The sequence below is a fragment of the Niveibacterium sp. COAC-50 genome (assembly GCF_013184235.1).
Taxonomy (GTDB): domain Bacteria; phylum Pseudomonadota; class Gammaproteobacteria; order Burkholderiales; family Rhodocyclaceae; genus Niveibacterium; species Niveibacterium microcysteis.
The window spans coordinates 213,982-239,221 of sequence record NZ_JABCJM010000003.1 but is presented as its reverse complement, the minus strand read 5'-3'; the positions used below and the strand labels follow the sequence as shown (position 1 = coordinate 239,221).

The 25,240-nt window shown below is 64.8% G+C and carries 28 protein-coding genes; 14 read left to right on the top strand and 14 right to left on the bottom strand.

Features of this window, described 5'->3' with window-relative positions; all coding sequences use genetic code 11:
• Positions 1–5: 5 nt before the first annotated feature.
• Positions 6–1,502 (bottom strand): nitrogenase cofactor biosynthesis protein NifB, encoded by a 1,497-nt coding sequence (gene nifB / locus HH302_RS14205; RefSeq protein WP_172202894.1) that lies wholly within the window; start codon positions 1,500–1,502, stop codon positions 6–8.
• Between the two features lie 153 nt (positions 1,503–1,655).
• Positions 1,656–2,747, bottom strand: a complete 1,092-nt coding sequence (gene trmA, locus HH302_RS14200; RefSeq protein WP_172202893.1) for a tRNA (uridine(54)-C5)-methyltransferase TrmA — start codon at positions 2,745–2,747, stop codon at positions 1,656–1,658.
• Positions 2,748–3,098: 351 nt separating this feature from the next.
• On the opposite strand from trmA, the gene HH302_RS14195 reads away from it, so the two are divergent.
• Together HH302_RS14195 and HH302_RS14190 are read left to right on the top strand one after the other, a co-directional pair.
• Complete coding sequence (locus tag HH302_RS14195) at positions 3,099–3,467, top strand: VOC family protein (protein WP_172202892.1); 369 nt, start codon at positions 3,099–3,101, stop codon at positions 3,465–3,467.
• Between the two features lie 276 nt (positions 3,468–3,743).
• Entirely contained in the window at positions 3,744–4,559 is an 816-nt protein-coding gene (locus HH302_RS14190) for a helix-turn-helix domain-containing protein (protein ID WP_172202891.1), read from the top strand.
• Here HH302_RS14190 and HH302_RS14185 read toward each other — a convergent pair.
• Both HH302_RS14185 and HH302_RS14180 read right to left on the bottom strand, forming a co-directional pair.
• Positions 4,517–5,119: a hypothetical protein gene (locus HH302_RS14185; RefSeq protein WP_172202890.1), complete on the bottom strand. Its 603-nt coding sequence runs from the start codon at positions 5,117–5,119 to the stop codon at positions 4,517–4,519. The genes HH302_RS14190 and HH302_RS14185 overlap by 43 nt on opposite strands.
• 10 nt (positions 5,120–5,129) lie before the next feature.
• Positions 5,130–6,209: a hypothetical protein gene (locus HH302_RS14180; RefSeq protein ID WP_172202889.1), complete on the bottom strand. Its 1,080-nt coding sequence runs from the start codon at positions 6,207–6,209 to the stop codon at positions 5,130–5,132.
• A 167-nt stretch (positions 6,210–6,376) separates the two neighbouring features.
• Between HH302_RS14180 and HH302_RS14175 the strand changes: the two genes are divergently transcribed.
• Positions 6,377–6,844 carry a CoA-binding protein gene (locus HH302_RS14175; RefSeq protein ID WP_172202888.1) on the top strand — a complete coding sequence of 156 codons (468 nt, stop codon included), beginning with the start codon at positions 6,377–6,379 and terminating at the stop codon, positions 6,842–6,844.
• 15 nt (positions 6,845–6,859) lie between these two features.
• Here HH302_RS14175 and HH302_RS14170 read toward each other — a convergent pair whose 3' ends face one another.
• Positions 6,860–7,804 (bottom strand): helix-turn-helix domain-containing protein, encoded by a 945-nt coding sequence (locus HH302_RS14170; RefSeq protein ID WP_172202887.1) that lies wholly within the window; start codon positions 7,802–7,804, stop codon positions 6,860–6,862.
• A gap of 56 nt (positions 7,805–7,860) precedes the next feature.
• Here HH302_RS14170 and HH302_RS14165 point away from each other — a divergent pair, with 56 nt between their 5' ends.
• Positions 7,861–8,901 carry an alpha/beta hydrolase family protein gene (locus tag HH302_RS14165; protein WP_172202886.1) on the top strand — a complete coding sequence of 347 codons (1,041 nt, stop codon included), beginning with the start codon at positions 7,861–7,863 and terminating at the stop codon, positions 8,899–8,901.
• A gap of 10 nt (positions 8,902–8,911) precedes the next feature.
• Here the strand turns inward: HH302_RS14165 and nifA are convergent, their stop codons facing one another.
• Together nifA and nifL are read right to left on the bottom strand one after the other, a co-directional pair.
• Positions 8,912–10,432, bottom strand: coding sequence for a nif-specific transcriptional activator NifA (nifA, locus tag HH302_RS14160; protein ID WP_172202885.1), 1,521 nt, complete (start codon positions 10,430–10,432; stop codon positions 8,912–8,914).
• 4 nt (positions 10,433–10,436) lie between these two features.
• Positions 10,437–12,020 carry a nitrogen fixation negative regulator NifL gene (nifL, locus tag HH302_RS14155; protein ID WP_172202884.1) on the bottom strand — a complete coding sequence of 528 codons (1,584 nt, stop codon included), beginning with the start codon at positions 12,018–12,020 and terminating at the stop codon, positions 10,437–10,439.
• Between the two features lie 293 nt (positions 12,021–12,313).
• Between nifL and rsxA the strand changes: the two genes are divergently transcribed.
• From rsxA to HH302_RS14105, 10 genes are all read left to right on the top strand, one after another.
• Positions 12,314–12,895 (top strand): electron transport complex subunit RsxA, encoded by a 582-nt coding sequence (gene rsxA, locus HH302_RS14150; protein WP_172202883.1) that lies wholly within the window; start codon positions 12,314–12,316, stop codon positions 12,893–12,895.
• Positions 12,896–12,906: 11 nt separating this feature from the next.
• Positions 12,907–13,434 (top strand): RnfABCDGE type electron transport complex subunit B, encoded by a 528-nt coding sequence (locus tag HH302_RS14145; RefSeq protein WP_172202882.1) that lies wholly within the window; start codon positions 12,907–12,909, stop codon positions 13,432–13,434.
• 11 nt (positions 13,435–13,445) lie between these two features.
• Complete coding sequence (rsxC, locus tag HH302_RS14140) at positions 13,446–14,939, top strand: electron transport complex subunit RsxC (protein WP_172202881.1); 1,494 nt, start codon at positions 13,446–13,448, stop codon at positions 14,937–14,939.
• Positions 14,936–16,021: an RnfABCDGE type electron transport complex subunit D gene (locus HH302_RS14135; RefSeq protein ID WP_371814720.1), complete on the top strand. Its 1,086-nt coding sequence runs from the start codon at positions 14,936–14,938 to the stop codon at positions 16,019–16,021. Before rsxC ends, HH302_RS14135 begins: the two co-directional genes overlap by 4 nt.
• Before the next feature lies 1 nt (position 16,022).
• Entirely contained in the window at positions 16,023–16,640 is a 618-nt protein-coding gene (rsxG, locus tag HH302_RS14130) for an electron transport complex subunit RsxG (RefSeq protein WP_172202880.1), read from the top strand.
• Positions 16,637–17,323 (top strand): electron transport complex subunit E, encoded by a 687-nt coding sequence (locus HH302_RS14125; RefSeq protein WP_172202879.1) that lies wholly within the window; start codon positions 16,637–16,639, stop codon positions 17,321–17,323. The genes rsxG and HH302_RS14125 overlap by 4 nt, the downstream gene beginning before the upstream one ends.
• Positions 17,324–17,334: 11 nt before the next feature.
• Positions 17,335–17,628 carry an RnfH family protein gene (locus HH302_RS14120; protein ID WP_172202878.1) on the top strand — a complete coding sequence of 98 codons (294 nt, stop codon included), beginning with the start codon at positions 17,335–17,337 and terminating at the stop codon, positions 17,626–17,628.
• A 111-nt stretch (positions 17,629–17,739) separates the two neighbouring features.
• Complete coding sequence (bla, locus tag HH302_RS14115; protein ID WP_172202877.1) at positions 17,740–18,651, top strand: class A beta-lactamase; 912 nt, start codon at positions 17,740–17,742, stop codon at positions 18,649–18,651.
• Between the two features lie 278 nt (positions 18,652–18,929).
• Complete coding sequence (locus tag HH302_RS14110; protein WP_172202876.1) at positions 18,930–19,391, top strand: hypothetical protein; 462 nt, start codon at positions 18,930–18,932, stop codon at positions 19,389–19,391.
• The gene (locus HH302_RS14105; RefSeq protein ID WP_172202875.1) at positions 19,384–19,653 is read left to right on the top strand and encodes a hypothetical protein; all 270 of its coding nucleotides are present in this window, start codon (positions 19,384–19,386) and stop codon (positions 19,651–19,653) included. The genes HH302_RS14110 and HH302_RS14105 overlap by 8 nt, the downstream gene beginning before the upstream one ends.
• A 32-nt stretch (positions 19,654–19,685) precedes the next feature.
• On the opposite strand, the gene nifM is transcribed toward HH302_RS14105, so the two are convergent.
• From nifM to fdxB, 7 genes are all read right to left on the bottom strand, one after another.
• Complete coding sequence (nifM, locus tag HH302_RS14100) at positions 19,686–20,552, bottom strand: nitrogen fixation protein NifM (RefSeq protein ID WP_172202874.1); 867 nt, start codon at positions 20,550–20,552, stop codon at positions 19,686–19,688.
• Positions 20,545–21,018 carry a nitrogen fixation protein NifZ gene (locus HH302_RS14095; RefSeq protein WP_172202873.1) on the bottom strand — a complete coding sequence of 158 codons (474 nt, stop codon included), beginning with the start codon at positions 21,016–21,018 and terminating at the stop codon, positions 20,545–20,547. Before HH302_RS14095 ends, nifM begins: the two co-directional genes overlap by 8 nt.
• A complete protein-coding gene (nifW, locus tag HH302_RS14090; protein ID WP_172202872.1) occupies positions 21,015–21,332 on the bottom strand; it encodes a nitrogenase-stabilizing/protective protein NifW in 318 nt (105 codons plus the stop codon). Before nifW ends, HH302_RS14095 begins: the two co-directional genes overlap by 4 nt.
• A gap of 17 nt (positions 21,333–21,349) precedes the next feature.
• Positions 21,350–22,486 (bottom strand): homocitrate synthase, encoded by a 1,137-nt coding sequence (nifV, locus tag HH302_RS14085; protein WP_172202871.1) that lies wholly within the window; start codon positions 22,484–22,486, stop codon positions 21,350–21,352.
• 25 nt (positions 22,487–22,511) lie between these two features.
• The gene (gene nifS / locus HH302_RS14080; RefSeq protein ID WP_172202870.1) at positions 22,512–23,720 is read right to left on the bottom strand and encodes a cysteine desulfurase NifS; all 1,209 of its coding nucleotides are present in this window, start codon (positions 23,718–23,720) and stop codon (positions 22,512–22,514) included.
• A 42-nt stretch (positions 23,721–23,762) separates the two neighbouring features.
• Positions 23,763–24,665 carry a Fe-S cluster assembly protein NifU gene (gene nifU, locus HH302_RS14075; RefSeq protein ID WP_172202869.1) on the bottom strand — a complete coding sequence of 301 codons (903 nt, stop codon included), beginning with the start codon at positions 24,663–24,665 and terminating at the stop codon, positions 23,763–23,765.
• Between the two features lie 261 nt (positions 24,666–24,926).
• Entirely contained in the window at positions 24,927–25,229 is a 303-nt protein-coding gene (gene fdxB, locus HH302_RS14070; RefSeq protein WP_172202868.1) for a ferredoxin III, nif-specific, read from the bottom strand.
• Positions 25,230–25,240: the final 11 nt, after the last annotated feature.

The following is a 25,240-nucleotide window of genomic DNA, read 5'->3' as shown; positions in this document are numbered from 1 at the left end:
TCCGGCTATGCGCGGCGTTGATGCGCGGGCGCGTTGGCGAGTTGGCCGCTTTCGAGCATCGCTTGCCAGACTGCTCTTGCGGCGGACGCCACGTCCTCCATCGCGTGCGATCCGTCGGGGCGGATGCCCGCAGCCTCCAGTTTTACCCAAGGCTCGATACCGATACGCGAGCAGAGCATGACCTCGCAGTCAGCGAGCGAGGCCAGGGTTCGGGCGAGGGTGTTGTCCGCCTCGCCGCAGTCCGCCTCACCACCGCAGTACTGGGCGGCGGCACGCGTGCCAAGGGTGTGCACGCTATCGGCCGTGACCTCGAGAATGCGGAAAGACTTCGCATGGCCGAAGTGCGTGTCGATGATCGCGCCGGTGCTGCTGGCGACGGCCATCCGCACCGGGCGACCGGGCGATACAGTGGCGCGGTGTAGTGCAATGACTTGGGCGCTCGCAGCATGGCGCGCAGCGCGCTTTTCGGCCAGTTCGGCGTTGATGGCCGCCCGCAGTGCGATTCGCCGACCCATGGCGGCGTGCTCGTCGATCTGCATTGCCTCGATCTTTTCCAGCGTGAACTCTGCGCCACGGTCTTCGCCCAGCATGCCGACGGCGTCGGCACGGCATTGCTGGCAGTGGCGCATCATATTCATGTCGCCGGCACAGTCGTCCTGCAAGGCCTTCAGCTCCTGCGGGGTCGGGCCGCGCTGGCCGGTGAGACCGAAGTGTGTGCCGTGCGCCGGGTCGGAAATCAGCGGCATCACGTTGTGCAGAAACGCGCCTTTGGCGCGCACCACGCGAGAGACTTCCTTGAGATGTTGATCGTTGATGCCCGGAATCATCACCGAGTTCACCTTAACGAGGATGCCGCGTTCGACAAGCATCTCGAGCCCTTTCTGTTGCTGCGAGATGAGAATTTCCGAGGCTTCCCTGCCGGTGACGCGCCGGTGGTTCCAGAAGATCCATGGGTAGATCTGCGCGCCGATGTCTGGGTCGATGCAGTTGATCGTGATCGTGACGTGATCAACGTGATACGCCGCAATCTGGTCGACGTACCGCGGCAGCATCAGGCCGTTGGTGGAGAGGCATAGCTTCAGATCCGGCGCGCGTTCTGACAGTTCGGCGAATGTGGCGAAGGTGCGCTCGGGGTTGGCCAGCGCGTCGCCCGGGCCGGCAATTCCCAGCACACTCATCTGCGGGATGGCGGCGGCGACCGCGAGCGTCTTCTTCACTGCCTGTGCGGCAGTCAGAACCTCCGAGACGACGCCTGGGCGGGACTCATTGCTGCAGTCGTACTTCCGGTTGCAGTAGTTGCATTGGATGTTGCAGGCGGGGGCCACCGCCACATGCATGCGCGCGAAGTACTTGTGCGCCTCTTCGGAGTAGCAGGGGTGGTCCTGCACGCGTTGCGCAGTGCTGGCATCCAGTTCGTCGATTTGTTGCGTGCTGGAGCCACAGCGGCCGCTGGCGCAACCGCTGATCGGTGCGGTCGGGTTCGAAGTTGAAGGCGTCGGCATGGGGCGCTCCCGAGGATGTCTGTCCCCGGTTCAGCAATTGCCATGCCGATGCGCGCCTGTACCGCGGCGCCTAGCCTTTGGTGGGGCGGGCGCCCCGTTCTGTCGTTTAGCCTACACAGTGCTATGTACGAAACAGCACAGGCGCGGCAGGCGTCAAGCCTTGCGGCTGAGCAGCAGCCCGCACTCGAGATGATGGGTGTAGGGGAACTGGTCAAACACCGCCGCGGCATCGATGCGATGTGTTGCTTGGAGGGCCTCTACGTTGTCGCGCAGGGTTTGCGGGTTGCACGAGATATAGAGGATGCGGTCGAAGCCGGCCGCCATCTTCAACGTGGTGTCATCGAGCCCGCTGCGCGGCGGATCGACGAACAGCGTACTGAAGCGGTAGCTGTCGAGATCAATGTCCTTCAGTCGCCGGAAAGGACGTACACGCGCCAGCGCATCGCTCATTTCATCGCTGGAGAGGCGCGCAAAGGCCACGTTCGTTACGCCGTTGGCTTCCAGGTTGTAGGCCGCCGCACGCACCGAGGACTTGCTCACTTCGGTTGCCAGCACCCGCTCGAAGTGGGGCGCCAGCGCGACCGTGAAATTGCCGTTGCCGCAATACAGTTCCAGCAGATCGCCACCCAGGCCTTTGGCTTGCTGACACGCCCAGCCGAGCATTTGGCGGTTCATACCGCCATTCGGTTGGCTAAAGCTGCCCTCGATCTGCTGGTAGCGCAGCGGGCGGCCGTCTACTTCAAATGCCTCCAACACCCAGTCGCGTTCCAGCACGATCTTCTGCTTGTGGCTGCGTCCGATCAGCATGACCTGCATCTTGGCTGCGAGTTCGCGCGCGGCGGATTCCCAGGCTTCGTCAAGCTTGCGGTGGTAGATCAGCGTGATCAGCATTTCGCCGCTGAGCGTCGAAAGGAAGTTCACCTGGAAGAGCTTGCGCTTGAGCTCCGGCGAGGCGATCACCGCGTCGCGCAAAACTGGCATGGCCTCGCAGATGGCCGCCGACGCGGTCGGGAAGTCTTGCAGCAGCACAGGCTGCTTCGGGTTGTCCGCTTCCCACATCGCGTAGTCCACCCGCTCGCCGTGGTGCCACATGCGGAACTCGGCCCTCATGCGGTAGTGCAGCGGAGCCGATTCAAACACCGCGGGCTCGGGAAGGCCGAAGGCGGCGAAATCGTGTTTGAACTGCTCGACCTTGGGGGCAAGCTGGGTGGCGTAGTGATCGGGGCTGAGGTGGGTCTGAGACATGGCGATGCTTGAAACCGGGGTGGAACGAAGGGCGCAACGATACCGTGTTAAGGCCCACGGCGGGTAAGCCGTTGCTTGTGCGCCCTCGAGGCACGGCTCCTCGTGTGCAGAGCGCTCCATGTAGATCGAAGCCAAGATGCGTCCGCCCGCGCTGGGGATACACGTTGGGAAGTGGCGCCTGTTGTTTTGTGTTGCTTGATTGGCTGTCTCGGGCGTTCGCGATGCGGCGGGCGCATGCAACGAGGGGGCGGTGTGCTGCAATTTGCTTCAGCTTGAAATGCGCCCATCCGTGGACGATTCTTGGAGTCTGCCGGGCGCTGGCTCGGCCACCACGCGGATCAAGGAGGCGCCATGCAAAGAAACCCTGTTGGCTGGTTCGAGATCTATGTGCAGGACATGCCGCGAGCAAAGGGTTTCTACGAAGGCGTGGTCGGCGTCAGACTGCAAGCGCTTGACAGCCCCGGCATGGAGATGTGGGTCTTTCCGATGACAGACGGCCCCGGTGCCTCCGGCGCGCTCGTCAGAATGGAAGGCTGCGTGTCGGCTGGTAACAGCACCTTGGTGTATTTCACCTGTGCGGACTGCGCGGTGGAGGCCGGCCGAGCCGTGGCGCTTGGCGGCAAGGTTTTCAAGGAGAAGTTCTCGATCGGGCAGTACGGCTTCATCGCCCTGGTTTGCGATCCGGACGGCAACATGATCGGACTGCATTCGATGGCCTGAGTGCAACGCCGCGGCGAGCCTGCAGCCTTGACGGAGTACGTCATTCGCGGCTTCCGCGCGTGAATTCCAATCACGAAGGGCGATTTGGCGAGGGTACGCACCCTTCGATTAGCGCCATACAGCCGTCGTGCTGGGCTGGATTGATCAATCTGACCTGCCGCATCGGCGGCTGAGGCGGTTTGCCCGTTCGCACTTCGGGCGACGCAGATCAGTACGCCCGCAGCGCGCTGGCGCAAAATCGGCATGCCGGCTGCCCTAAGACCCGCGCTGAATGCGATGCAACTGATTGACATCCCGATACCGCCGGAGTTTTCCACCTGGCTCGAACGTGTGAGTTGGGTCGAGATTGCGCCTGATGAGCAGATGCCGGTTTTCGCTGGGGCGCGGGTGAATCTGCTATTCGTGGTCGACGGTGAGGTGCGGGTCGACGGGATCGGCGATGCGTGTATGGTGGCTGCGCCGGTGTGCTGGGGGCCAATGCGAAGTGCCGGCGTGGTGCGTTGCGGGAGCGAGGCAGCGCGGGGCTGGCTGGTGAAGCTGGCCGGCGGCGCGGCACCGGCCGTGCTGGGCATCTCTGCCGAGGCGCTCGCTGCCCGCATTCAGCCCTTGAGCGGGCTATGGCCGCACCTGAGCGCAGAGGCGCTGGGCAAGCAGGCGGATCGCGGGCTGGCGACAGTGCTCGCCTGGATCGCAGCCGCGATCGGACGCTGGGAAGACCGCCTGCTCTGGTCGCCAGGCCAATGCCTGCGTGTGATGGGCCTGATCGACTCGACGCCGGTCGCGCAACTGGCGAGCCAACTGGGTATCAGTAAAGCCACGCTCGAGCGGCGGACCTGGGCCGCGTTTGGGCTGCCGCCCAAGGGGCTGGCACGTGTGCAGCGCCTCTATCGCAGCCTGGCGATGATCGACGCTGCGAACGACGCCGACCTTGCCGCGCAGGCGGGCTTCTTCGATCAGTCACATTTCATTGCCGACTTCCGCCAGCTGACCGGCACCACCCCGGCACAGTTCCGGCGCCTTGCCGTCGATCGCCCGCAGCTGCTGAGTCTCTACAACGCGGCGGATTTGACTGGCGGCATCCACGGTGGCTGATTCACGCAGACCTCGCCCCAGGCGATCAACGCGTTTTTCACTTTGACCCAGCGAGAGAGGCTGCCCGTCAGGCCAAGGCCGCCGGTCAGACGCTCCCGCCACAGCGCGATGCGCTCGCCGGCGCTATCAACCAGTTCGGCTTCCACCGTGGCGCCGCCGCTATCGAGCGGATAGAAAACCAGCAAGGCCGAGGCAATGTTCAGAGCGGGGCTGACAGGCGTCAGTTCGCTGATCGTGACATTCAGGGTTGGCGCGCCGTCGCGCGGTGGCTTGAGCGATGCACGAAGCGACGCAGCGAGCGCGTTGCCGATTTCGTCGACCTCGGCCGCGTCGTCCGGCGCGACGCTGCCCGTGATTCGCACCGCGCCCAGGCGAGGCGCTTCGAGCGTGGCGGGCGGGGCGGATTGGCGTACCAGGACTTCCACGCTGGCGGTCTTTTGTACCACCGTCCACGCTTGCGTTGGGTTTGCTTCGCCCGGACGCTCGTGAAGCACGGCGCAGGCCGACAGGGTACTGATCGAAAGGCCCATTGCGAGGGCGACGAGGGCTTGGTGTTTCATGATGAGTTCCTCAGAGCAATGCAGAAATCCGCTGCGCAGCAAGGCGCGGGCTGGGGGTGTCAGGCGGGTAGGGGCGTGTGCCGACGCGCACCAGCAGTTGAATGTGTTTGAGCCCTAACGCGGCTTCGATTGAGCGGCGCTGTGGCAAGACTTCGAGCGCCTGTGACATCGGGTGCAGCGCGATCGCTGCGGGTACCGCGCGCAGCCAAAGGCGCATCAGCTCGGCGCCTGAGTGGCGCCAGTCCGCAGGGGTGTCATGTTCCGTCGTGAAGACGAGCCAACCGGCGCCTTCCTGCACTTGGCGGGCCGCCAGTTCCAGCGAGCGGGCGCGAAATGCCGGCGTGAGCACGTCATCACGCGAGTAGGTCGCAGCCACCCAACGCTGCGCAAGCCATGGCAACTCCATGGTGGCGGGGGTCACGCCGGTCGGGTTCTCGGCGATCTCGCCTTCCCGCCAGCGAATCCAGCGCGCCAGCTCGTGCCAGACGGCGTCTTCCTTGCACTGCGCAGCGGTCGCTTCCAGCGTGGCGTCTGCGATCGCCCGTGCCGCCGGGGTGCCGTGGGCGAAGAAGCGCGCGGAGGGTGCGGCGGCGAGGCAAGCGGCGAGCGCTGCCTCACAACTGGCCAGCGGCGCCAGTGCCTTGCGCAAGGTGCGGCGCCGGCGAAGCGCCGGCAGCCAGGTGGTGTCGACCGAACGCGGGTTGAAGCGCAGTGGCAGGGCACCCGCGGCACCCGCGCACTCATCTTGCTCGAGCCGCAGGCCACGCGCGGCGGCAGCGACTTCAAGCCCGACGAGGAATGCGCCAAGGCTTTGCGAGCATTCGCGCCCATCCGGATCGACGACCGGCAGATCGCGGCCGGGCGCCCGGCTCAGGCGCCAGTGCTCACGGTCGTGCAATCCGATCTGCCAGGGTTGCGAATTGTGGCTGCTGGGTGCGCGTGCGGCGTCCTTGATGATTGCATACGCTTGATCCACCCAGCCGCCCGGTGCGGCTGGCATGCCGACGGGGAGGCCATAGGAGCTGCTGGCCGGGATGGCCCTGAGCGCGCCGATCGACAGGCTGGCGCCGAGAAAGTCGCGTCGATTCATCGCGTGCTTCGTTGCTGTGGTGTTGATGGAATTGGGCCACCGGGGGGCAGGGCTGCTATAGGAAAAAAACGTCACGCGTTGGCCCACGCGACGCTGAGCCAGCGCAAAAAGGCAGACGGGTCGCGCCTGGATACTCAAGGTCAGCCTGTTGGAGCGGAGGAATTGTGATGAGCCGAATACCCGCTGAGATCGCCACGTTTCTCGCGAGCCACCATGTCGCAGTGGCGGGCGTCTCGCGCAGCGGGAGCGGGCCCGGTGCGCTGATCGCAAAACGGCTGCGAGACAGTGGCCATGCCGTGTGGCTGGTCAATCCGGCGGCGAACGCGATTGGCGGTGTGCCTTGCTATCCCAGCCTATCCAGCGTGCCGGGCGAGGTGGGCAGCGTGATGGTCGTGACCGCGCCGGCAGATTCGGTGAAGGTGGTTGAGGAAGCGATTGCGCGCGGCGTGCGTGCGGTGTGGCTGCATCGGTCGTTCGGTAAAGGCAGTGTCAGCCCCGCAGCGGTCGAACGCTGCCGCGCGGCAGGCGTAACCGTGGTTGAAGGTGGCTGCCCGATGATGTATCTGCCCCCGGTGGACATCGCCCACCGCGTGTTCCGGTTCTGCCTGGAATTGCAGGGCCGTGTGCCGCGCTGAGCTGCGCTAGCGCGATCACGCCGTGCGGCTATCCGCTGGTGGTCCCGCCTGGGGTGGTGGTGCCGCGGGGATGTAGAGCAAGGCCTCGGTGAAGTCCGCAGCGCAACGGCGAAGATCGATCGATTCGAGGTGAAAGGTGGTGTCGAGCCGCCATGCCGATTGCGGCAGCCATTGCAGGAAGATGAAGTCGAGCAGTTGCGTCAGGCGCGCAAGATCCAATGCCTCGGGCGGGTGCCAGCCTGCGTAGCGGAATACCGCGAAGCGTCGCGCCGGGATGCGGTGGCGCTCAAGGCCTGCCGGTATCGGTGCGTCGGGCCGCACTTCGAGCGCGGGCACGTAGGTCGCAAGGCCGGTCAACGGGTTTACCGGTTTGACGAGGCCGATGTACACGTCCGGGGCAACGCTGCCCCGGATACGCGGTGCGTCGCGTTCCATGAAAGCGCGCCCGGCGCTGTTTGCCAGTCCATCCTGCAGGTCTTCGCTCAGCGCAAGATGGATAGCACGGCCTATCAACATCCGTTGCGGGCAGACGACAAAGCTCGGGTCGGCAAGCAAGCCGCCCCCTGGCGTTTCGCGAACAACCAGTGGGCCTGCGATCTGAATCGCCTTCGGGTTTCGCCGCAAACGGGCCGGGGTTTCGCCAAAGCGGCGCGTAAATGCCCTTGCGTAGCTCTGTTCAAAGCCGAAGCCGTAGCGCAGCGCCAGATCGAGCACCGAGCCCTTCCCGTTGAGCAGATCGACCAGGCTTTCGTCGAGCTTGCGGTTGCGCACGTAGCTCATCAGCGGTACGCCGGCCAACGCGCCAAAGAGCCGGTGAAAGTGAAAGGGTGAATAGGCCGCCACCGCCGCCAGGTCGGTGAGCGACAAGGGCGCAGTGAGCTGCGCTTCGATATGGCCCAGTACGCGCCGGATTGCGTCGAGCGCGTCGCGGGTGATCGGGGTATCGCAAGAAAGGTTCATTTTCGATCCTTGCCGGCCTGCACGATCCATTTCATGACTGACTCACGGAACACATCATGAAACCAAGGCTCCCTATCCTAACGCTCGCCGGGCTGTGCGCACTTGGCCTGAGCCTATTTCAGGCCGAGGCACAGGCTGCCGGCGCGCCGACCACGACAACGGCAAATGCCAGTGCGACGGCCGCGGCACCCAACCGGCTGATGCTCGACGAGATGCGATCGCCGGCCGTGAATGACGGCGCCTTGAAGGATGGCCCGACGCGCTACTTCTCGGTGTATCTGCCACCCACCTATTTCGAGGAGGCTGAGCGGCGCTTCCCGGTGGTCTACTACCTGCACGGCTTCGGTGGCGGAATGGGCTTTCTGGCCTACTTCAAGGACGTGCTGGATGCAGAGATGCGCAAACCCGGCACCACCCCGTTCATTGTGATTGAGGCCGACGGTACCAACAGCCTGCGCGGGAGCTTCTACGTGAACTCGGCTGCAAGCGGCCGCTGGGAAGACCACATCGTGCAAGAGCTGGTGGGGTGGGCGGACTCGCACCTGCGCACGATTGCGGCGCCTGCCGGACGTGGTATTGCCGGGGCGTCGATGGGCGGTTTCGGCGCCATCCACCTTGGTTTGCGCCACCCCGATGTGTATCAGTCGGTTCTGGCGTTTGCGCCAGGTCTGGTCGCGCCGGGCCAGATCAAGGCCGCCTGGGAGAGCTGGAACACCGAGATCAAGCGTGCCTATGGCGCCGCCTTCTCGCCCAACCCAGCGCTTCCGCGTCCGTATGCCGAGATCCCGGTGTTTGACGGCTCACCGGAAGATGAGCGCATCGTTGCAAACTGGGAGCACGGCTTCGGCGCCCCGCAGGAAAAGATCGACGCCTACCTTGCGCAAGCAGCGCGGCTGAAGTCGATCCAGATCGTGGTTGGGAAAGACGACGAGTATGGTTGGATCGTCAGCGGCAGCAAGGCGTTTTCACAAGCGCTGGCGGCGCGCGGCATCGCGCACGAGTTCGTACTGATCGATGCAACGCACGCGATGCCCACAAGCTTTCCGGCCCGCTTCCTGGTGCCGCACTTCTCGAAGGCATTTTCGGCGCGCGAATGACCGGCGGTGCTCAGAACTGCTTCACCTCGATCCCCAATGTTTGCACGCGGTAAGCGATCTGGCGCGGTGTCATGTTGAGCAGGCGCGCTGCCTTGGCCTGCACCCAGCCGGCTTGCTCCAGCGCGGCGATCACGCGATCGCGTTCATCCAGCGTCGGGTCGTCCAGGTCGATCCGGTTGGCGGCGGCCACGGCGGCCATCTCGCGCTGGCGGTCGATACGGATCAGGTCGGCATCGATGTGGCCGCTTTCCGACATGACCGCGGCGCGCTCTAGGCAGTTCTCCAGCTCACGGACGTTTCCGGGCCAGTTGTATTGCATCAGGCGCGTGATGGCCGCTTCGCTTAGGTCGAGCGGCCGGCCCTGTGCAGTCGCGACACGCCCGATCAGATGGCGGGCGATCTCGGGCACGTCTTCGAGCCGCTCGCGCAGCGGCGGCACGGTAATCGGCATCACGTTGAGCCGGAAGTAAAGGTCTTCGCGGAACTTGCCATCGTCCACCGCGTCTTCCAGATCGCGGTGCGTCGCCGCGATGACACGCACGTCGACCTTCATCGTGCGGCCACCGCCAACGCGCTCCAGCTCGCCCTCCTGCAGCACGCGCAGCAGCTTGGCCTGGAAGGCGGGCGAGATCTCGCCGATTTCATCGAGGAAGATCGTGCCGCCGTCGGCCATTTCAAAGCGTCCCTTGCGTGCCGCCACGGCACCGGTGAAGGCGCCTTTCTCGTGGCCGAAGAGTTCCGATTCGAGCAGGTTTTCCGGCAGCGATGCGCAGTTCAGTCGCACATAGGGGCCGCGGCCGCGGGGCGAGTTGTAGTGGATGGCGTTCGCGATCAGCTCCTTACCGGTGCCGGTTTCGCCGCGGATCAACACGGTGGTGTTCCACTTCGACACCATGCGGATCTGCTCGAAGATGCGGCGCATCGCTGCCGAGTGGCCGACCATGTTGTCGAAGCCGTGCTGGCCGCGCACCGCACGCCGCAAGGTGTCACGCTCTTCGGCGATCGTTTCCTTCTCATGCGCCACGTCGAGCGAGAGCTTCACGCTCTGGCCGATCAGGTTGGCGACCATCTCGACGAAGCGTGCGCGTACCGCGAGCTGCCCATCGTCAAGGCGGTTCGGCTGCACCGCGAGCGCGCCGTGCAAGGTGCCACCAACGTGGATCGGTGCCGCGATGAAGGGCAGGCGACGTTCGTAGATGCCAAGCCGGTTGAGGAAGCGCGGATTGCTCGCGATGGAGGGCAGGGCGACTGTCTTGCCTTCTTCGAGGATCAGCCCGAGCACGCCCTCGCCAGCCTGGTAGCGGACCGGCTCGAAGTCCTCTGCTTCGACACCTTGCAAGGCGTTGACAACCAGTTCTCCGCTATCGGAATCCAGCACGCTGATCATGCCGCGCGTCAGGCCGGCGGATTCTTCGAGGACCCGCAGCACCTCCTGCGGTGCCTGCTTGACGTCGAGGGTGCGCGAGAGGATTACGCTGACGCGGTAGAGGGTTTCGAGTTGAATTCGGTGGAGTGCGCCTTCGGTGTCCATGGCCTTACCCGATCTCGCGACTGTTGAGCGGCGTCATCGATGCCGACGCGTGGCGGAGCAGGGGCAACACCAGCAGCGCGGTGCAGCCACCGCCTGCCGCATTACCCAACTCGATGCTGCCCCCGTGATCCACCGCCACCTGCTGAGCGGCGGCCAGCCCTGTGCCGAGGTGATTGCCCTGCTGCTTCTTTGTGCTGAAGAAGGGCTCGAAGGCCTTCAGGCGCAGTTCGTCCGGAAGGCCAGGGCCGCTGTCCTCGACGCGCACTTCCAGGCTGCTGTGCAGCGTACGGGTGCTGATGTTGAGCTCGCGCTGCCGCCAACCCTTGATGTTCATCGCCTCGATCGCGTTGTCGACCAGCGCCTTGAGCAGCGCCCTCAGACGCGTCGGCGAGCCCTGGATGGCCGGCAGCACAAGCTGAGGCTGCCAGCTCACGGATACGCCGGCAGTGAGCAGCCGAACGGCAGAGAGATCCAGCACATCGCGCACCACTTCATTGAGGTTGACCGCTGTGCTGGCCTCTTGCGCGCGCGCCGGAATCGCGCTGCGCAGGGTCTCAAGCGCGGTCTGGCCCGCCTTGAGCGCATCTGCCAGTGCCGCCTGGGCCGGGTCGCAGCCGCGTCGGCCCATCATGTTGACGACCGAGCCGAGAATGTTGAGCGGCCCCTCCATCTGGTACACCGCGGCGGACAGACTCTCACGCAGCGCTTGCTGGCGGCTTTCCTCGGCCATCACAGCCTGCAAGGCAGCGATGCGCGCCTTCTCCTGCTCCTGCACTTGCCGGCTCACATCGGTGGCCACCAGAAGCAAGAAGGCTTCTCCCTTGCTGGCATAGAAGTCGTCCGCCTCATCGCTATCCGCCGCGACCCACACGGCGGAGCACGAGAACCAGCGCGGTGAGCGCCAGTGCGGGCGGTCGAGCCGCACCTGGCGGTCGAGGAAGGCGTGGCTGCCGGGTTTGAAGGGGCCGAAACCGCTGCCCAGTTCGTTGCGGATCGCGTCCAGCAGCACCTTGGCCGGCTCGGCCATGCCGAGGTCGGACATCAGCGCCTTGTAGGCGAGGTTGTCGAGCACGACGCGGTCACCAATATCCAGCAGGGCGAGCACCAGCGGGGCGCCGTCGACGACCGACTCGATCAGCGCTTTCTGGTTGCGCACTGCGCATTCGAGCTTGTGCAGCGCGGTGATGTCGCGTTGCAGGCCCAGGTAATGGGTGATCTGGCCCGCCTCGTCCAGCACCGGCGTGACGGTGAGATCGGCCAGGTAAGGGGCGCCGTCCTTGCGGCGGTTCACCAGACGCCCGGTCCATGTTTCCTTGGCGGTGATACGGCGCCACATCGACTTGTACACGTCGGGAGGCGTCGTGTGGTTCGACAGGATCGACTGATGCTGCCCGACGGCATCGCCCACGCTGTAGCCACTGACGCGTGTGAACGCCGGGTTCACATATTCGATGCGTGCGCGCGGGTCGGTGATCGAGATCGCGATGTCGGCCTGTTCGACTGCGGCACGGAATAGCGCGGCAGGAATCTTCCGGGCAACCGCCGGTGCGGCCTTCTTCGTGGCGGCGGTCTTCTTCTGCTCTGGCATGGTGGGCCTCGTTTGAACGCTCGCCTACCGCAATGCAGCAACCGTGCCGAAAATCCGCGCCCCGCCACCGCGCTTGAGCGACGTCAAATGCTGGTGTCGTTGTGAGGATTCGTCACAACGCAACGTCGGTTTGTTGCATCCCTGACACGTGAATTTGCGAACGACGTTGGCGCGGCACCAGCCCCGAACGCGCCACACACAAGGGCCGGCGGGGCATTGGCGCACTGCCCCGGTGCGCCGTGCATCGACTTGGCACGCTCCATGCGAAAGCGGGGCAGGAGGCTTCGACCCGCATGAGTGAATACCTGATTCTTCTGGTCGGCACCGCCCTGGTGAACAACGTGGTGATGACCAAGTTCCTTGGCCTGTGCCCATTCATGGGGGTGTCGAAGAGCATGGACAGTGCCTTCGGCATGGGGCTTGCGACAACCTTCGTCATTACGGTTGCCGTGGCGGCGAGCTGGGTGCTGGATCACTTCATCCTGCTTCCGCTCGGGCTGCAATTTCTCCGCATCCTGACATTCATTGTCGTGATTGCCGCGACCGTTCAGTTCATCGAGGCGGTCATAAAGAAGACGATGCCGGCGCTGTACCAGTCGCTGGGCATCTTCCTGCCACTCATTACGACCAACTGCGCCGTGCTCGGCCTCGCGCTGCTTACCGTTCAGGACGGTGGCAGCTTCGTCAAGAGCGTGGTCTACGGCTTCGGATCGGCGCTGGGCTTCACGCTCGCGATGCTGATGTTCGCCGGCCTGCGTGAGCGGCTGGCGCTCGCCCGTGTGCCCAAGCTGCTCGACGGGCCGCCGGTCAGCTTCGTGCTGGCCAGCTTGCTGGCCCTCGCGTTCATGGGGTTTGCCGGTCTCAACTTCAACTGACGGAGGTGACGATGCTTGCGCCGATATTCATTCTCTCGACCCTTGGGTTGGTGCTGGGCGTGTTGCTCGGCGTCGCTTCGCGCTTCTTCGCCGTTGAAGGCAACGAAGTCGCCAGCGAGCTTGCCGCGATGATGCCGGGTACCAACTGTGGCCAGTGCGGGCTCGCTGGATGCACTGCTGCCGCTGAGGCGCTCGTGGCCGGGTCCGCGCCTGCCAACGTGTGTCCGGGTGGTGGGGCTTCGCTGGCCCAGGCAATCGCCGAGAAACTGGGTATTACGTTCGACGCAGGCGCAGCGGGCGATTACAGCCCGAAGATCGCCGATGTGCAGGAAGACATCTGCATCGGCTGCGCGCGCTGCATGAAGAACTGCCCCACGGATGCCATCGTCGGCGCCAGCAAGCAGATTCATGGGGTGTTGCACCAGGCATGTACCGGTTGCGGTGTATGCGTGTCGGACTGCCCGACGGGTGCGATCAGCCTGCGCCCGTTGCCGCAGAGCTTGCAGGAATGGAACTGGGCAGCGCCGAGCTTCGCCTGAGGATGACGTGAATGGGCCTACTTGAAAAACTCAACGGTGGGCGTTGGGGGGTGCATCCGCACGACGACCACAAACGCCCGGCCGCCGACGTGCCGCTGCGTGTGATGCCCTTGCCGGCAAAGCTGTGTGTGCCGCTGTTACAGCATGTCGGGGCGCCTGCCAAGCCAGTGGTGGTTGTCGGTGACATCGTGCTTCGTGGCCAGATGATAGCTGCAGCGCAGGGCAGTGTTTCCGCACCCGTGCATGCACCGTCGTCAGGCGTCGTGAGCGCGATCGGGCCAGTGACCGCACCGCATCCCTCGGGGCTTCCGTTCGACGCGATCACGATCACGCTCGATGGCGAGGACCGCGCGTTTGCCACCGCAGGCGTCGAAGACCCGCTCGCGCTTGATCCGGCGGAAGTCACGCGACGCATCGCCGATGCCGGCATCGTCGGACTCGGTGGTGCGACCTTTCCGTCGGCACCCAAGGCGCAGCTCGGCCGCAAGCTTGAGGTCAACACGCTGGTGATCAATGGCGGCGAGTGCGAGCCCTACCTGTCGAGTGACGACAGCGTGATGCGGCATCGGGCCGACGAGGTGATCGACGGGGTGCGAATCCTGATGCATGCAGTCGGTGCAAGCACCGCGCTGGTCGGCATCGAAGACAACAAGCCGGAAGCGATTGCTGCGATGCGCGAAGCGGCGCGGCCGTACGCCGCGATCCGCATCTGCCCGGTGCCGGCGCGCTACCCGATGGGGTCCGATCGCCAGCTCGTGGAAGTGCTTACCGGCAAACAGGTCCCGGCCGGGGCGCGCACTGCGAGCATTGGCGTGCTGGTGAACAACGTCAGCACTTGTGCGGCGATACATCGCGCGCTGCGCCATGGCGAGTCGCTCTATCGCCGCATCGTCACCGTCAATGGCGGGGCGGTCGCCGCGCCAGGCAACGTTTTGGCGCCGGTCGGCGTGCTCGTCGAGGACCTGCTGGCATTCGTCGGCCTCAAGGAAACGCCAGCCCGCCTCGTGATGGGCGGACCGATGATGGGGCTTGCGCTGCCGCATGCCCAGGTGCCCACGGTAAAGGCCTGCGGCGGCGTGCTCGCGCTCACTGCAGCAGAAATCGCGCGGCCCGCACCTTCCGCCTGCATTCGTTGCGGCTCGTGCGTCAAGGCCTGCCCGATGGGTCTGCAGCCACTGGAAATTGCTGCACGCGTGCGCGCTGCAGATTACGACGGTGCCGCCAGTCTGCAACTTGACGATTGTCTGGCCTGTGGTTGTTGCGCGTACGTCTGCCCATCCAATCTGCCGCTGGTGCAATCGTTCCAGCACGCCAAAGGCGTGATCTGGAGCCGGGCGCAGCAGAAGAAGCGCAACGCGCTCACCCGCGAGTTGGCAGACGCGCGCCGCGAACGTCTTGAGCGCGACGCGCGGGAACGCGCCGAAGCCGCGGCCAAGCGCAAAGCCGCGCGGGCCGCTCAGCAGGCGGCCGCAGCGGCGTCCGGTGCACAGGAGATGCCCTCATGAACATGCTCGCTTCTTCCGCCTTGCCGTCGGTGGCGGCTTCACCGCACGCGGGGCAACTTGGCAGCGTCACGCACGTCATGCTCAAGGTGATGCTGGCACTCGCACCGGCAACCGCCTGCGGCTTCTGGTACTTCGGCTGGCCGGCCTTCAACCTGTGGTTGATCACCGTAATCGCAGCGCTGGCGGGCGAGGCGCTGTGCCTGCGGTTGATGGCCAAGCCCGTCGTGGCAACGCTGACCGATGGTTCTGCGCTGCTCACGGGTTGGCTGCTCGCCGTTTCGCTGCCGCCTTGGGCGCCCTGGTGGCTGGGTCTTGTTGGCGGAGTGTTTGCCACGGTGATCGGCAAGCAGGTCTTCGGCGGTATTGGCTGCAACCTGTTCAACCCGGCGATGGTGGCGCGGGTGGCGTTACTGGTGTCCTTCCCGGTCGTGATGACGGGTTGGGTGGCGCCGATCGGGCTCACCGGCGCGCATGCCCCCGGCTGGATCGAATCGCTGCAGCTCACCTTCGGTGGCAGCGTGCCGGATGCCTACACCAGCGCATCGCTGTTGGGCCAGGCCAAGACCGAGCTTTCACGTGGCGTGTCTCTGCTGCAGACCTTCGCCAACGGCCTTCCGCTTTCGTGGTCTGGATTGCGGCCCGGCAGCCTCGGTGAAACGGCCGTGTTGCTGATCGCTGCAGGCGGCGTTGCGATGATGTTGATGGGCCTGATCACCTGGCACATCCCGCTGAGCATGTTGCTGGCGATTGCGCTGCCGGCTGCGATCGGCCATGCGGTGAACCCGGCACGCTATCTTGACGCGGGGGCACACGTACTCTCCGGTGGCGCGATGCTCGGCGCGTTCTTCATCGCAACCGATTACGTCACCTCGCCGTCGTCACGTGGCGGGCAGTTGGTGTTCGGTGCTGGCTGCGGGCTGCTGACCTGGCTGATCCGGACCTACGGCGGCTACCCGGAAGGTGTCGCGTTCGCAGTGTTGTTGATGAACGCGCTGACGCCCGTGATCGACCGGGTAATCAAACCGCGGGTGTATGGCCGCAACTGGCGCGGGCAACCCATCGCGCCGCGCAAGGAGCGCTGACATGGATCTGGCCTTGTGGCGGGAACGCATCACTTACCAGGGCGCTTTGCTGGCGCTCAGCACCTTTCTCACCAGCACGGCGCTCGTGGTGGCCAACCGGGCTACTACGCCGGCGATCGAGCAGGCTGCAAGAGAGGATCTGAAACAGTCGCTGACGCAAGTGCTGCCGACCGGCGTGGCCGACAACGATCTGCTTGCCGATGCAATCGTCGTGGTCGACAGCGGCGGTCGACAAGTAAACGTATATCGCGGTCGCAAGGCCGGCCAGTTCAGCGCAGCAGTATTCGAGTACAGCGCGCGTGGTTATGCCGGCGAAATCGTCGTGCTGATCGGTGTGGATCCGGCTGGCGTGGTCACCGGCGTGCGGGTGCTGCGGCACAGCGAAACACCGGGCCTCGGCGACAAGATCGACGCAGCGAAAACGAACTGGATTCGTTCGTTCGAGCAGAAGTCACTCGCCGGAATGCCGCTCGCCAGCTGGGCGGTCAAGAAGGATGGCGGCGTGTTCGATCAGTTCGCCGGCGCAACGATCACGCCGCGGGCGGTCGTGAAGGCGGTGCGGGAAGGCTTGCAGTTCTACGCCGCCCACCACGCGGAGATTTCGGAGGCAGCACGATGAGTGGCACGTCGATGGGGCGCCTGTGGCGCGATGGCTTGTGGGATCAGAACGTCGTGTTCGTGCAGTTGCTTGCAATGTGCCCGACGATGGCGGTCACCACATCGGGCACCAATGGCCTGGGCATGGGGTTGGCGACCACAGCGGTGCTGGTGGTCTCGAACATGATGATCGCGAGCATCCGCAACTTCGTCAGCAGCCAGGTGCGGATTCCGGTTTTCATCGTGGTCATCGCCACGCTGGTGACGCTGGTGGATATGTCGCTCAATGCCTGGCTGCATGGTTTGCACAAGGTACTCGGCCTGTTCATCGCGCTGATCGTTGTGAACTGCGCGATTCTCGGTCGAGCTGAGGCCTTCGCGTCGAAGAACGGGGTGATCGCCTCGGCGGTGGATGGGCTCGCGATGGGGCTGGGCTTCACCTTCGCGCTTACGCTCATGGGGCTGGTGCGCGAGCTGATCGGCGTGGGCACCTTGTTCTCGCAGGCGAGTCTGCTGCTCGGCCCGGCCTTCTCATTCATGGAGGTCACCGTGCTGCCCGGTTACACGGGGGTATTGATGATGGTGCTGCCGCCCGGCGGATTCCTCGTACTTGGGCTGCTGCTTGCAGCGCGCCGCTTGATCGAACGGCGCCTCGCGCGCCCCGCCTGCGCGGCCGGGCCGGCCCACTCAGCTTGTAGTGTTTGACGGAGGCAATCATGAGCACGCTCAAGGTAGCAGTCGCGTACACCGAGAAAGGCCGTCAGGCCTGGCACAGCATCGAAGTGCCGGAAGGCGCCAGCGTCAAGGACGCAATCGATCTGTCCGGTATCTACGCCCAGTTCCCGCACATCGACCTCGCGAACCAGCGGGTCGGCATCTTCGGCAAGGCCGTCAAGCTCGATGCACCGCTTCGGGCGGGGGACAGGGTCGAGATCTACCGCGCGATCCAGTGCGATCCAATGTCGGTGCCGCGCCGGCCTGGCTTTGAACTGGATAGCGACGACGCCTGAAGCCGCACCTGCGGTTACGGCGGCCCTTCACCTCCCGAAACAATTCGGGGTCGGATTTTTGCCGTATGCCGAATACCATGCCCGGTCCAGGAAACAGTGGATCGGGCAGAGATGGACAGAAGGGCATTCCTCTGGGCGGGCAGTGTCGCGCTCGCCGCGTTCGCGTCTGAGGCCAGCGCGAAGAAGAAGTCACATCAAAAGAAGCCGCATCATCGCAATCGCCACAGCCCTTTTGAGGACATCGAGGCGAAGGTCGGCGGCCGTCTTGGGGTGTGCTGCATCGATACCGAAAGTGGCCGTATCACCGGCTACCGGGAAGGCGAACGCTTCCCGATGTGTAGCACCTTCAAATGGCTCGCCGCCGCTGCGCTGCTCGGGCGTGTCGACGCCGGACAGGAGCAGCTGGATCGGCGCATCGTCATCGCAAAGAGCGATCTGCTCGAATGGGCGCCGGTGACGAAGCAGCATGTCGGTGGTGAAGGGTTGAGCCTGGGCGAGCTGTGTGAAGCCGCAATCACCGAAAGCGACAACACCGCTGCCAATCTGATCCTGCGACAGATCGGCGGCATTCCGCAGTGGAACGCTTACGTGCGCGGCATCGGTGACACGCTGACGCGGCTTGATCGGGGCGAACCGGAGCTCAACGAAGCGCTGCCGGACGACGTGCGCGATACGACGACGCCCGCGGCGATGGCGGTCGATCTGCGCCGGCTGCTCCTTGAAGACAAGTTGAGTGCGGGCTCCAAGGCCCAACTCACGCAATGGATGCTCGCCACCAAGACCAGCGACCAGCGCTTGCGAGCCGGCCTCAAGGCCGGCTGGCGACTCGCCGACAAGACCGGCACCGGCAACGCGTCGACGGGTACAGCGAACGACGTCGGCGTCTACTGGACGCCCGAAGGCAAGCCGATTGTCGTGACGGTCTACCTCACTCAGGCCAAGGTTGACCGCGCCAAGCAAGAGGCGGTCATCGCTGAAGTCGGCCGTTGGGCGCGCGAACCTGGCACAACGCCTTCGGTTTGAGCTGTGGGGCGGGTGTGTAGCGCCGCACCTGAAAGCCGTTGTTGAAGAGGGGTGAGATGCCCCGTTCTTGGGCATCCACCACCGCTGCGGTGCGAGCCGAGTCCGCTGGCCTGAGCGCACCTGTTGGCCCAGATCAGGCAAGCCGCATCGCTCCGTGGCGCTCGCTGATACGGCGCATTACTTGCTTTCGTTAAAGTATTGATCGGCGCCAGCCACAAGTTGGCGCTGGAAGCGTTGCGGGGACGGATCTTTCCCCGGGTTGAGAGCAAGGAAGCAGCATGTTTGAACAGAATGGCAATGCCCGTCGCCTGGCCGCGGGCCTGCTTGAATCAACGGCGCCGGCCACCGTTGGCCGTGTCGGTGCCAGTGCGGCCGCGAATGTGGCCTACCGTGCAGGCACTGACGAGTCTTCGGCGGCTTTGCAGGACGCCTCGCAAATTCACCGCTACGCACCGTCGGCGTGGATGTTGGTGCCGCGAAACAAGGCCTACGTCGAGACCTGCACCTTCTATTCCCAGCGCGAGGCACTGGCCCACGCTGAAGACTTCGATTGCGAACTGGTGCCACTCTTTGAGCAGCCTGAGACACCTGTGCCGCTTCATCGGGTGATTGCAGTGCTGCGCGATTGTGTGGACGCCCTCGCACCCTTGACGGGGCCCGATTCCGACGAACTGCGCACACGGCGTGAAGCCGCGTACCGCGCGGCTGCCGTACTGCTACAGGAGGTGGATCATGGGTAGGCTCGCACCCGTTGCATGGGTATGGACCGGCCCCGGCCGGCATGTCCAGCTTGAAAGGCCTGTGGGTACCCGGCATCCGGCTTGGAAACCGCTTTACGAGGAAGCGCACTTTGAAGCGGAGCAGGTGGCGCTGCGCGAGTTGAGCGAGACGGTCGAGGCGCTTGAGAGCATCTCGGCAAGTGACGATCTGAGTGCCGCAGAGCTGCAACGCGCGGTGCTGACGATGAAGGGCGCCCTGGCAGCACTCGGCGTTCATCGCTGAGCTTGGGGTGTCGGTGTGGCGCGGGTGTCGCGCTACTTCCTGGTGATCAGGCTGCGCAACCACTCCCTCTGGTAGTGCGCGCGCCGCGTACTCAGAATCTGCATGCGGATCTTGTCGCGCACCTTTGCCAGCGGCACACGCCCAGCGGGGCGGATGTGATCGCAACACAGGATGTGGAAACCCATCGGCGACTCCAGTACGCCGGATAACTCGCCTGTCGCCATCGAGAACAGCGCTGCATCGAGCGCCGGAAACAGCTGGCCGCGCGTGACCGGGCCGAGCAGACCCCCTTGCATCGCCGTCGGACATTCCGAATGGCGCAGGGCCTGCTTCGCAAATTGCTCCGGGTCGCGCGCGCACTGAGCCCGTATCTGGTCGATACGGGCACGCGCCGCGACCCGGCCGCTGCCGGCAAGGTCGTCGTTGATCGTGATGAGGATGTGCCTGACCGTGCGACGCTCGGGCGTGTGAAAACGATCGGCGTGCAGGCGGTAGAAGATCTCGACGTCTTGCTTGCTGACGGGCGGAACGTTGGCGGATACCGCGTCGAGCACCGCCTCGACGGTCATGTCGCGCGTCAGTTCTTCGCGCAGCGCTGCTTGCGTGAGCCCTTGCTTTGCAAGTGTGCAGACGAAGTCCGCTTCGCTCTCAAAACGCGACATGACCTCGGTTACGCCAGCGTCCACCATGTCGCTGCTGACCGCGACACGGCGGGCTTCGTCGCTCATCAGCACACGCTGCTCGATCGCCAGTTGGCGCGCGACCACTTCGTCGACGCGCGCGCGTTGCGCATCGGACAGCGCGTCGGGCGCTTGCTGGAACAAGGCCTGCGCATGCTTGATCGTGAGGTAGCGCGACGGGGCATGTGCAACAGCTTGGCTTGTGGTGGCGTCAGGCATCACTCGTCTCCTGAATCGCTGGTGTGACCGGGCCAAGGGCGCGCTCGCGAACCTGAAGCGTGCGGCCAGGGAACACCGGGAAATGGACGTGGTAGGCAATGTCGTCGGCGACGTCGCGAATCACTTTGAGCACTTCGCCCACCGCGCCAACGGGCACCCGTACCTCGCCGTCGATCGACAGTGCTTTCAGGTTGCGCACCCGTTCCCGCGTCTCGAACTGAGATTCCGCCCAAGGGGCGTCAGCGGGGAGTAGTTCTTCCTCGCGGCAGCCGACAATCCGTTTGGCGTCCAGAAAATGGACCGAGTAGATGACCTGATCCATCAGGAAGGTGCCGATGTCGACCACATGCCCGAGGCTGCCTCGGCGCACGAGCAGATCGCCGCGGGTGGCGCCGGGAAAGGTGCCGTCGTCGCGCACGTTGCGCACGACACGCACCACATCGCCAAGTTCGAACTGCGGGTTCATCGCGGGGCCCGCCCGATGTCGCTGAGCTGCACGGTGGAGATGCCACGGGCGCGCTTGAAGACGCGGAACACGCCTTGCGTGATCGCGTCCGAATTCAGGTAGTCGTCGTAGGCGCGCGCGAGGCGCTCGTGCCACTGTTCGTAGACCGGCGGCTCGTCGGCGCTGCGCAGGTAGTCGTGGAAGCGCTGCAGGATGTGCAGCCGGTTGATTTGCACTACCGAACGTTCGTAGGGGATACCGAAATAGGCGAGGAAGTCCTCGATCGTTTCGAGTTCGGCAAGGTCGTCGGCCAGCGTGGGGGAGGGGGCGTGCATGGTGTCCTCGCGTTCGTTCAGCAGGGCAGTGGTTCTGGGGTAGCACCGTCGAACAGGCGCATCAGATCGTCGTCGTTGGGGGCGCGCTTGGTTGCGACAACGAACTGCCGTACCCGGCCAAGCAGGGCGTCGGCCTCCATGTCGCCGACCGGGCGGCCCAGGCGGGCGAAGACGGACTTCACCGCGCCCTTGCCGGAATGCTTGCCGAGCACGACGCGGTGCGAGCGGCCGACCAATGCGGGGTCGAAACCCTGATAGTTGCTCGGATCCTTCAGAAGGCCGTCGACATGGATGCCGGCTTCGTGGGTGAAGACGTTGGCGCCGGTCAGGCTCTTCTGCGCGGGAATCGGTCGTCCGGATGCGGCGGCGACGCGTTCCGCGAGCACCGGAAATGCGGTCAGATCGATGCCGGTCGATATGCCGTAGCACTGACCGAGGCCGAGCACGACTTCCTCCAGCGCAGCGTTGCCGGCGCGCTCGCCCAGGCCGTTCACGGTGGTGTTCACATGCGTCGCGCCGGCGCGTGCGGCGGCCAGTGTGTTCGCGGTGGCCATGCCCAGGTCGTTGTGCGCATGCATCTCGATCTGCAGGCCGCAGTGGCGTTTGAGCGTGCGAATCGCCCGCCGTACGCCGAAGGGCTCCATGACGCCGAGCGTGTCCGCGAAGCGGAGCCGGATGGCACCGGCAGCCTCGGCGACCTGGGCGATGCGAACGAGAAAGCCAAGGTCAGCGCGCGACGCGTCTTCAAGCCCGATCGAAACGCCCAAGCCGAAGCCACGCGCGAGTGGCACCAGACGAGCGATCTCGCCGAGCAACCATTCACGCGACCGGCCGAGTTTGCGGGCCAAGTGTTGGTCGGAGGCCGGTGCGGAGATGTCGATCAAATGCGCGCCAAGCCCTGCGCAGGCGCGCACGTCCGACTCCGTGAGCCGCGCCCACACCATCAGCCGTGCATGCAGGCCAAGGGCCGCGATCGCGCGGATGCCGGCACGCTCGTGCTCGCCCATCGCCGGGATGCCGACTTCCATTTCCGGCACGCCGAGGGCGTCGAGCCTGCGGGCTACATCCAGCTTCTCGGCGCGACTGAATGCAACCCCTGCGGTCTGCTCGCCGTCGCGCAGGGTTGTGTCATTAACGGTGACGAATGCGGGCATCGCGGTCTCCGTTGCGTAGCGCAAATCAGGCGTAGGCGGGTTGGAACAGCTTGTCCGGGTCTTCAACTGGACCGCTCTCGTTCCAGTAGGGCGAGATCTTGCGCAACTGCGCAATGATCGGCGGCACCGCCTCGATGACGCGTTCGATCTCGTCAAGCGTGTTGTAGCGCGACAGCGAGAAGCGGATGCTGCCGTGCGCCGCGGTGTAGGGAATGCCCATCGCACGCATCACATGCGAGGGTTCGAGCGACCCCGAAGTACAGGCCGATCCGCTGGAGGCCGCGATGCCCAGCTTGTTCAACAACAGCAGGATGCCTTCGCCCTCGACGAACTCGAACGCGATGTTGCTGGTGTTCGGTAGCCGGCAGTGCAGATCGCCGTTCGGGAAGGCGCGTGGCACGCGCGCGAGAATGCCTTTCTCAAGCTTGTCGCGCAGGAAGCGGACGTCCGTGTTCTCGGTCTCCATGTGTTGCATGGCGAGTTCGGCTGCCTTGCCCAGCGCGATGATGCCCGGTGCGTTTTCGGTACCAGGGCGGCGGCTGCGTTCCTGCTGGCCGCCGTGCAGCAGCGCGCGAAAACGTGTGCCGCGGCGCAGGTAGAGCACACCGATACCCTTGGGCGCATGCAGCTTGTGGCCCGACAGCGAGAGCATGTCGATCTTCGTGCGCTTCAGGTCGATCGGCAGCTTACCGACCGCCTGCACCGCGTCGGTATGGAACTGGATACCGCGTGCGTGGGCGTACTCGGCCATCTCTTCGACCGGGAAGATCGTGCCCGTTTCGTTGTTGGCCCACATCACCGAAACGATCGCGACCCGGTCGGTCAGCAGCGCGCGGTACTCGTCCATGTCGAGGCGGCCACGACCATCCACCCGCAGCTTATGCACGACGTAGCCTTCCTTCTCGAGCCGGTCGCAGAAGGCGAGCACGGCTGGGTGTTCGACGACGGTAGTGATGACCTGGTTGCGCTCTGGCTGCGCTTTGAGCGCGGAGAGAATTGCCGTGTTGTCCGACTCGGTGCCGCCGGATGTAAAGATGATCTCCGAGTCGTGCTCGGCGCCCAGCAAGGCCTGGATCTGCGCGCGCGCCTTCTTGAGCGCAACCCCCACCTGATTGCCGAAACTGTGAATCGATGATGCGTTGCCGAACTGTTCGGTAAAGAAGGGCAGCATGGCGGCGACCACGGCGGGGTCACACGGTGTGGTGGCGTTGTTGTCGAGATAGATCGGTTTCATGTCGGGCGCTCCGTTGGGGGTCGGACTGGCTTCTGGGTGCGCTCAGCGCGCCATCTCGTGTTGGCTTGCGGGCAGCAGGCGCACGTATTCGCCCAGTTCTTCGAACAGCTTTTGCTGTATCGCCCCAAGCGTGGCGGCTTCGAGCGCGCAGCCCATGCAGGCGCCTTTGAGGTTCACGTAGATGTTCTTGCCGACGATGTCGACGATCTCGATGTCGCCATGATCGTTCTGCAGCATCGGGCGCACCGATTCGATGATTTCTTCGATCTTGCGCATGCGCTGGAGGTTGGTCATGCGCGGTTTCTCGGCAGCAACGGTGTCGATCGGTGCCGGGGCGGCGGCCGCTGGAGCTGCCTCGATTGCGCCGGCTTCGCAACGAGCCGCGACGATCGAGATCAGCACGTCCTCGATCTTCTCGTGGCAGGACGCACAGGCGCCGCCAGCCTTGGTGAAGTGGGTTACCTGTTCGAGTGTCGTGAGCCCGTTCTCGCGCACCACCCGTTCGATCAGCGCCGAATCGATCGCGTAGCACTTGCAGATCAACTCGCCTTCTTCGTGGTCGTCCTTCCATGCCTCGCCGCGGTAGTTCGCAATCGCGGCTTGCAGCGCTTCGCGGCCCATCACCGAGCAGTGCATCTTTTCCGGTGGCAGACCATCGAGAAAGGCGGCGATGTCCTGGTTGCTGACCTTGAGTGCTTCGTCCAGGGTTTTGCCCTTGACGATCTCCGTGAGCGCCGAGCTCGACGCAATCGCCGAGCCGCAGCCGAAGGTCTGGAAGCGCGCATCGCGGATGATCTCGGTTTCCGGGTCGACATCCAGCATCAGGCGAAGTGCGTCACCGCACTGGATGGAGCCGACGTCACCAACCGCATTCGCTTGTTCCAGCGGGCCGGCGTTGCGTGGGTTGAAGAAGTGTTCCTTGACCTTTTCGGTGTAGTCCCACATGGCAGGCTCCTTGACGACTTTGAGGGCGCACCGCGCTGATCGGTGCTTGCAAGGAGCTACTGCAAAGCGTGTGCCAAGTGAGCTCGTCGGTCGTAAAGGCCGGTGTGGAAAGGGCTTGGGCGGGCGAGCGTGGCGCGATTGTCGGACTTGCTACAAGGCCCTGTGGGGAAGGCGCCGTAGCGGCGTGATCTGCGGTCGGGCCGCGGATGAAGCGCCACCGGCCGCAGTCAATGCGGCCGGTGCGGGTGAGGCGGGGGGGCGTCAGGCTGCCAGCGGCATCGCGCTGTGTGTGAAACAAGCCTTGGGGCAAACGCGGCTGCATGCACCGCAGCCGGTGCAGTCCATCGGGTCGGCGAGCGACATCACGGACGAGATGCTCTCGCTGTCGTCGTCATCGTCGTCTTCGGGCAGATCGTCTTCGCTCCGATCGATCAGTTCCAGCACGTCACGCGTGCAGACCTTGTAGCAGCGGCCGCAGCCGATGCACTTCTTGGCATCGAGCGCGACAGCAAATTCAGGCGTCCATGGGGTGCCGCCGCGGGTGATACCGGTAATGTCAGACATGGTGTTGCTCC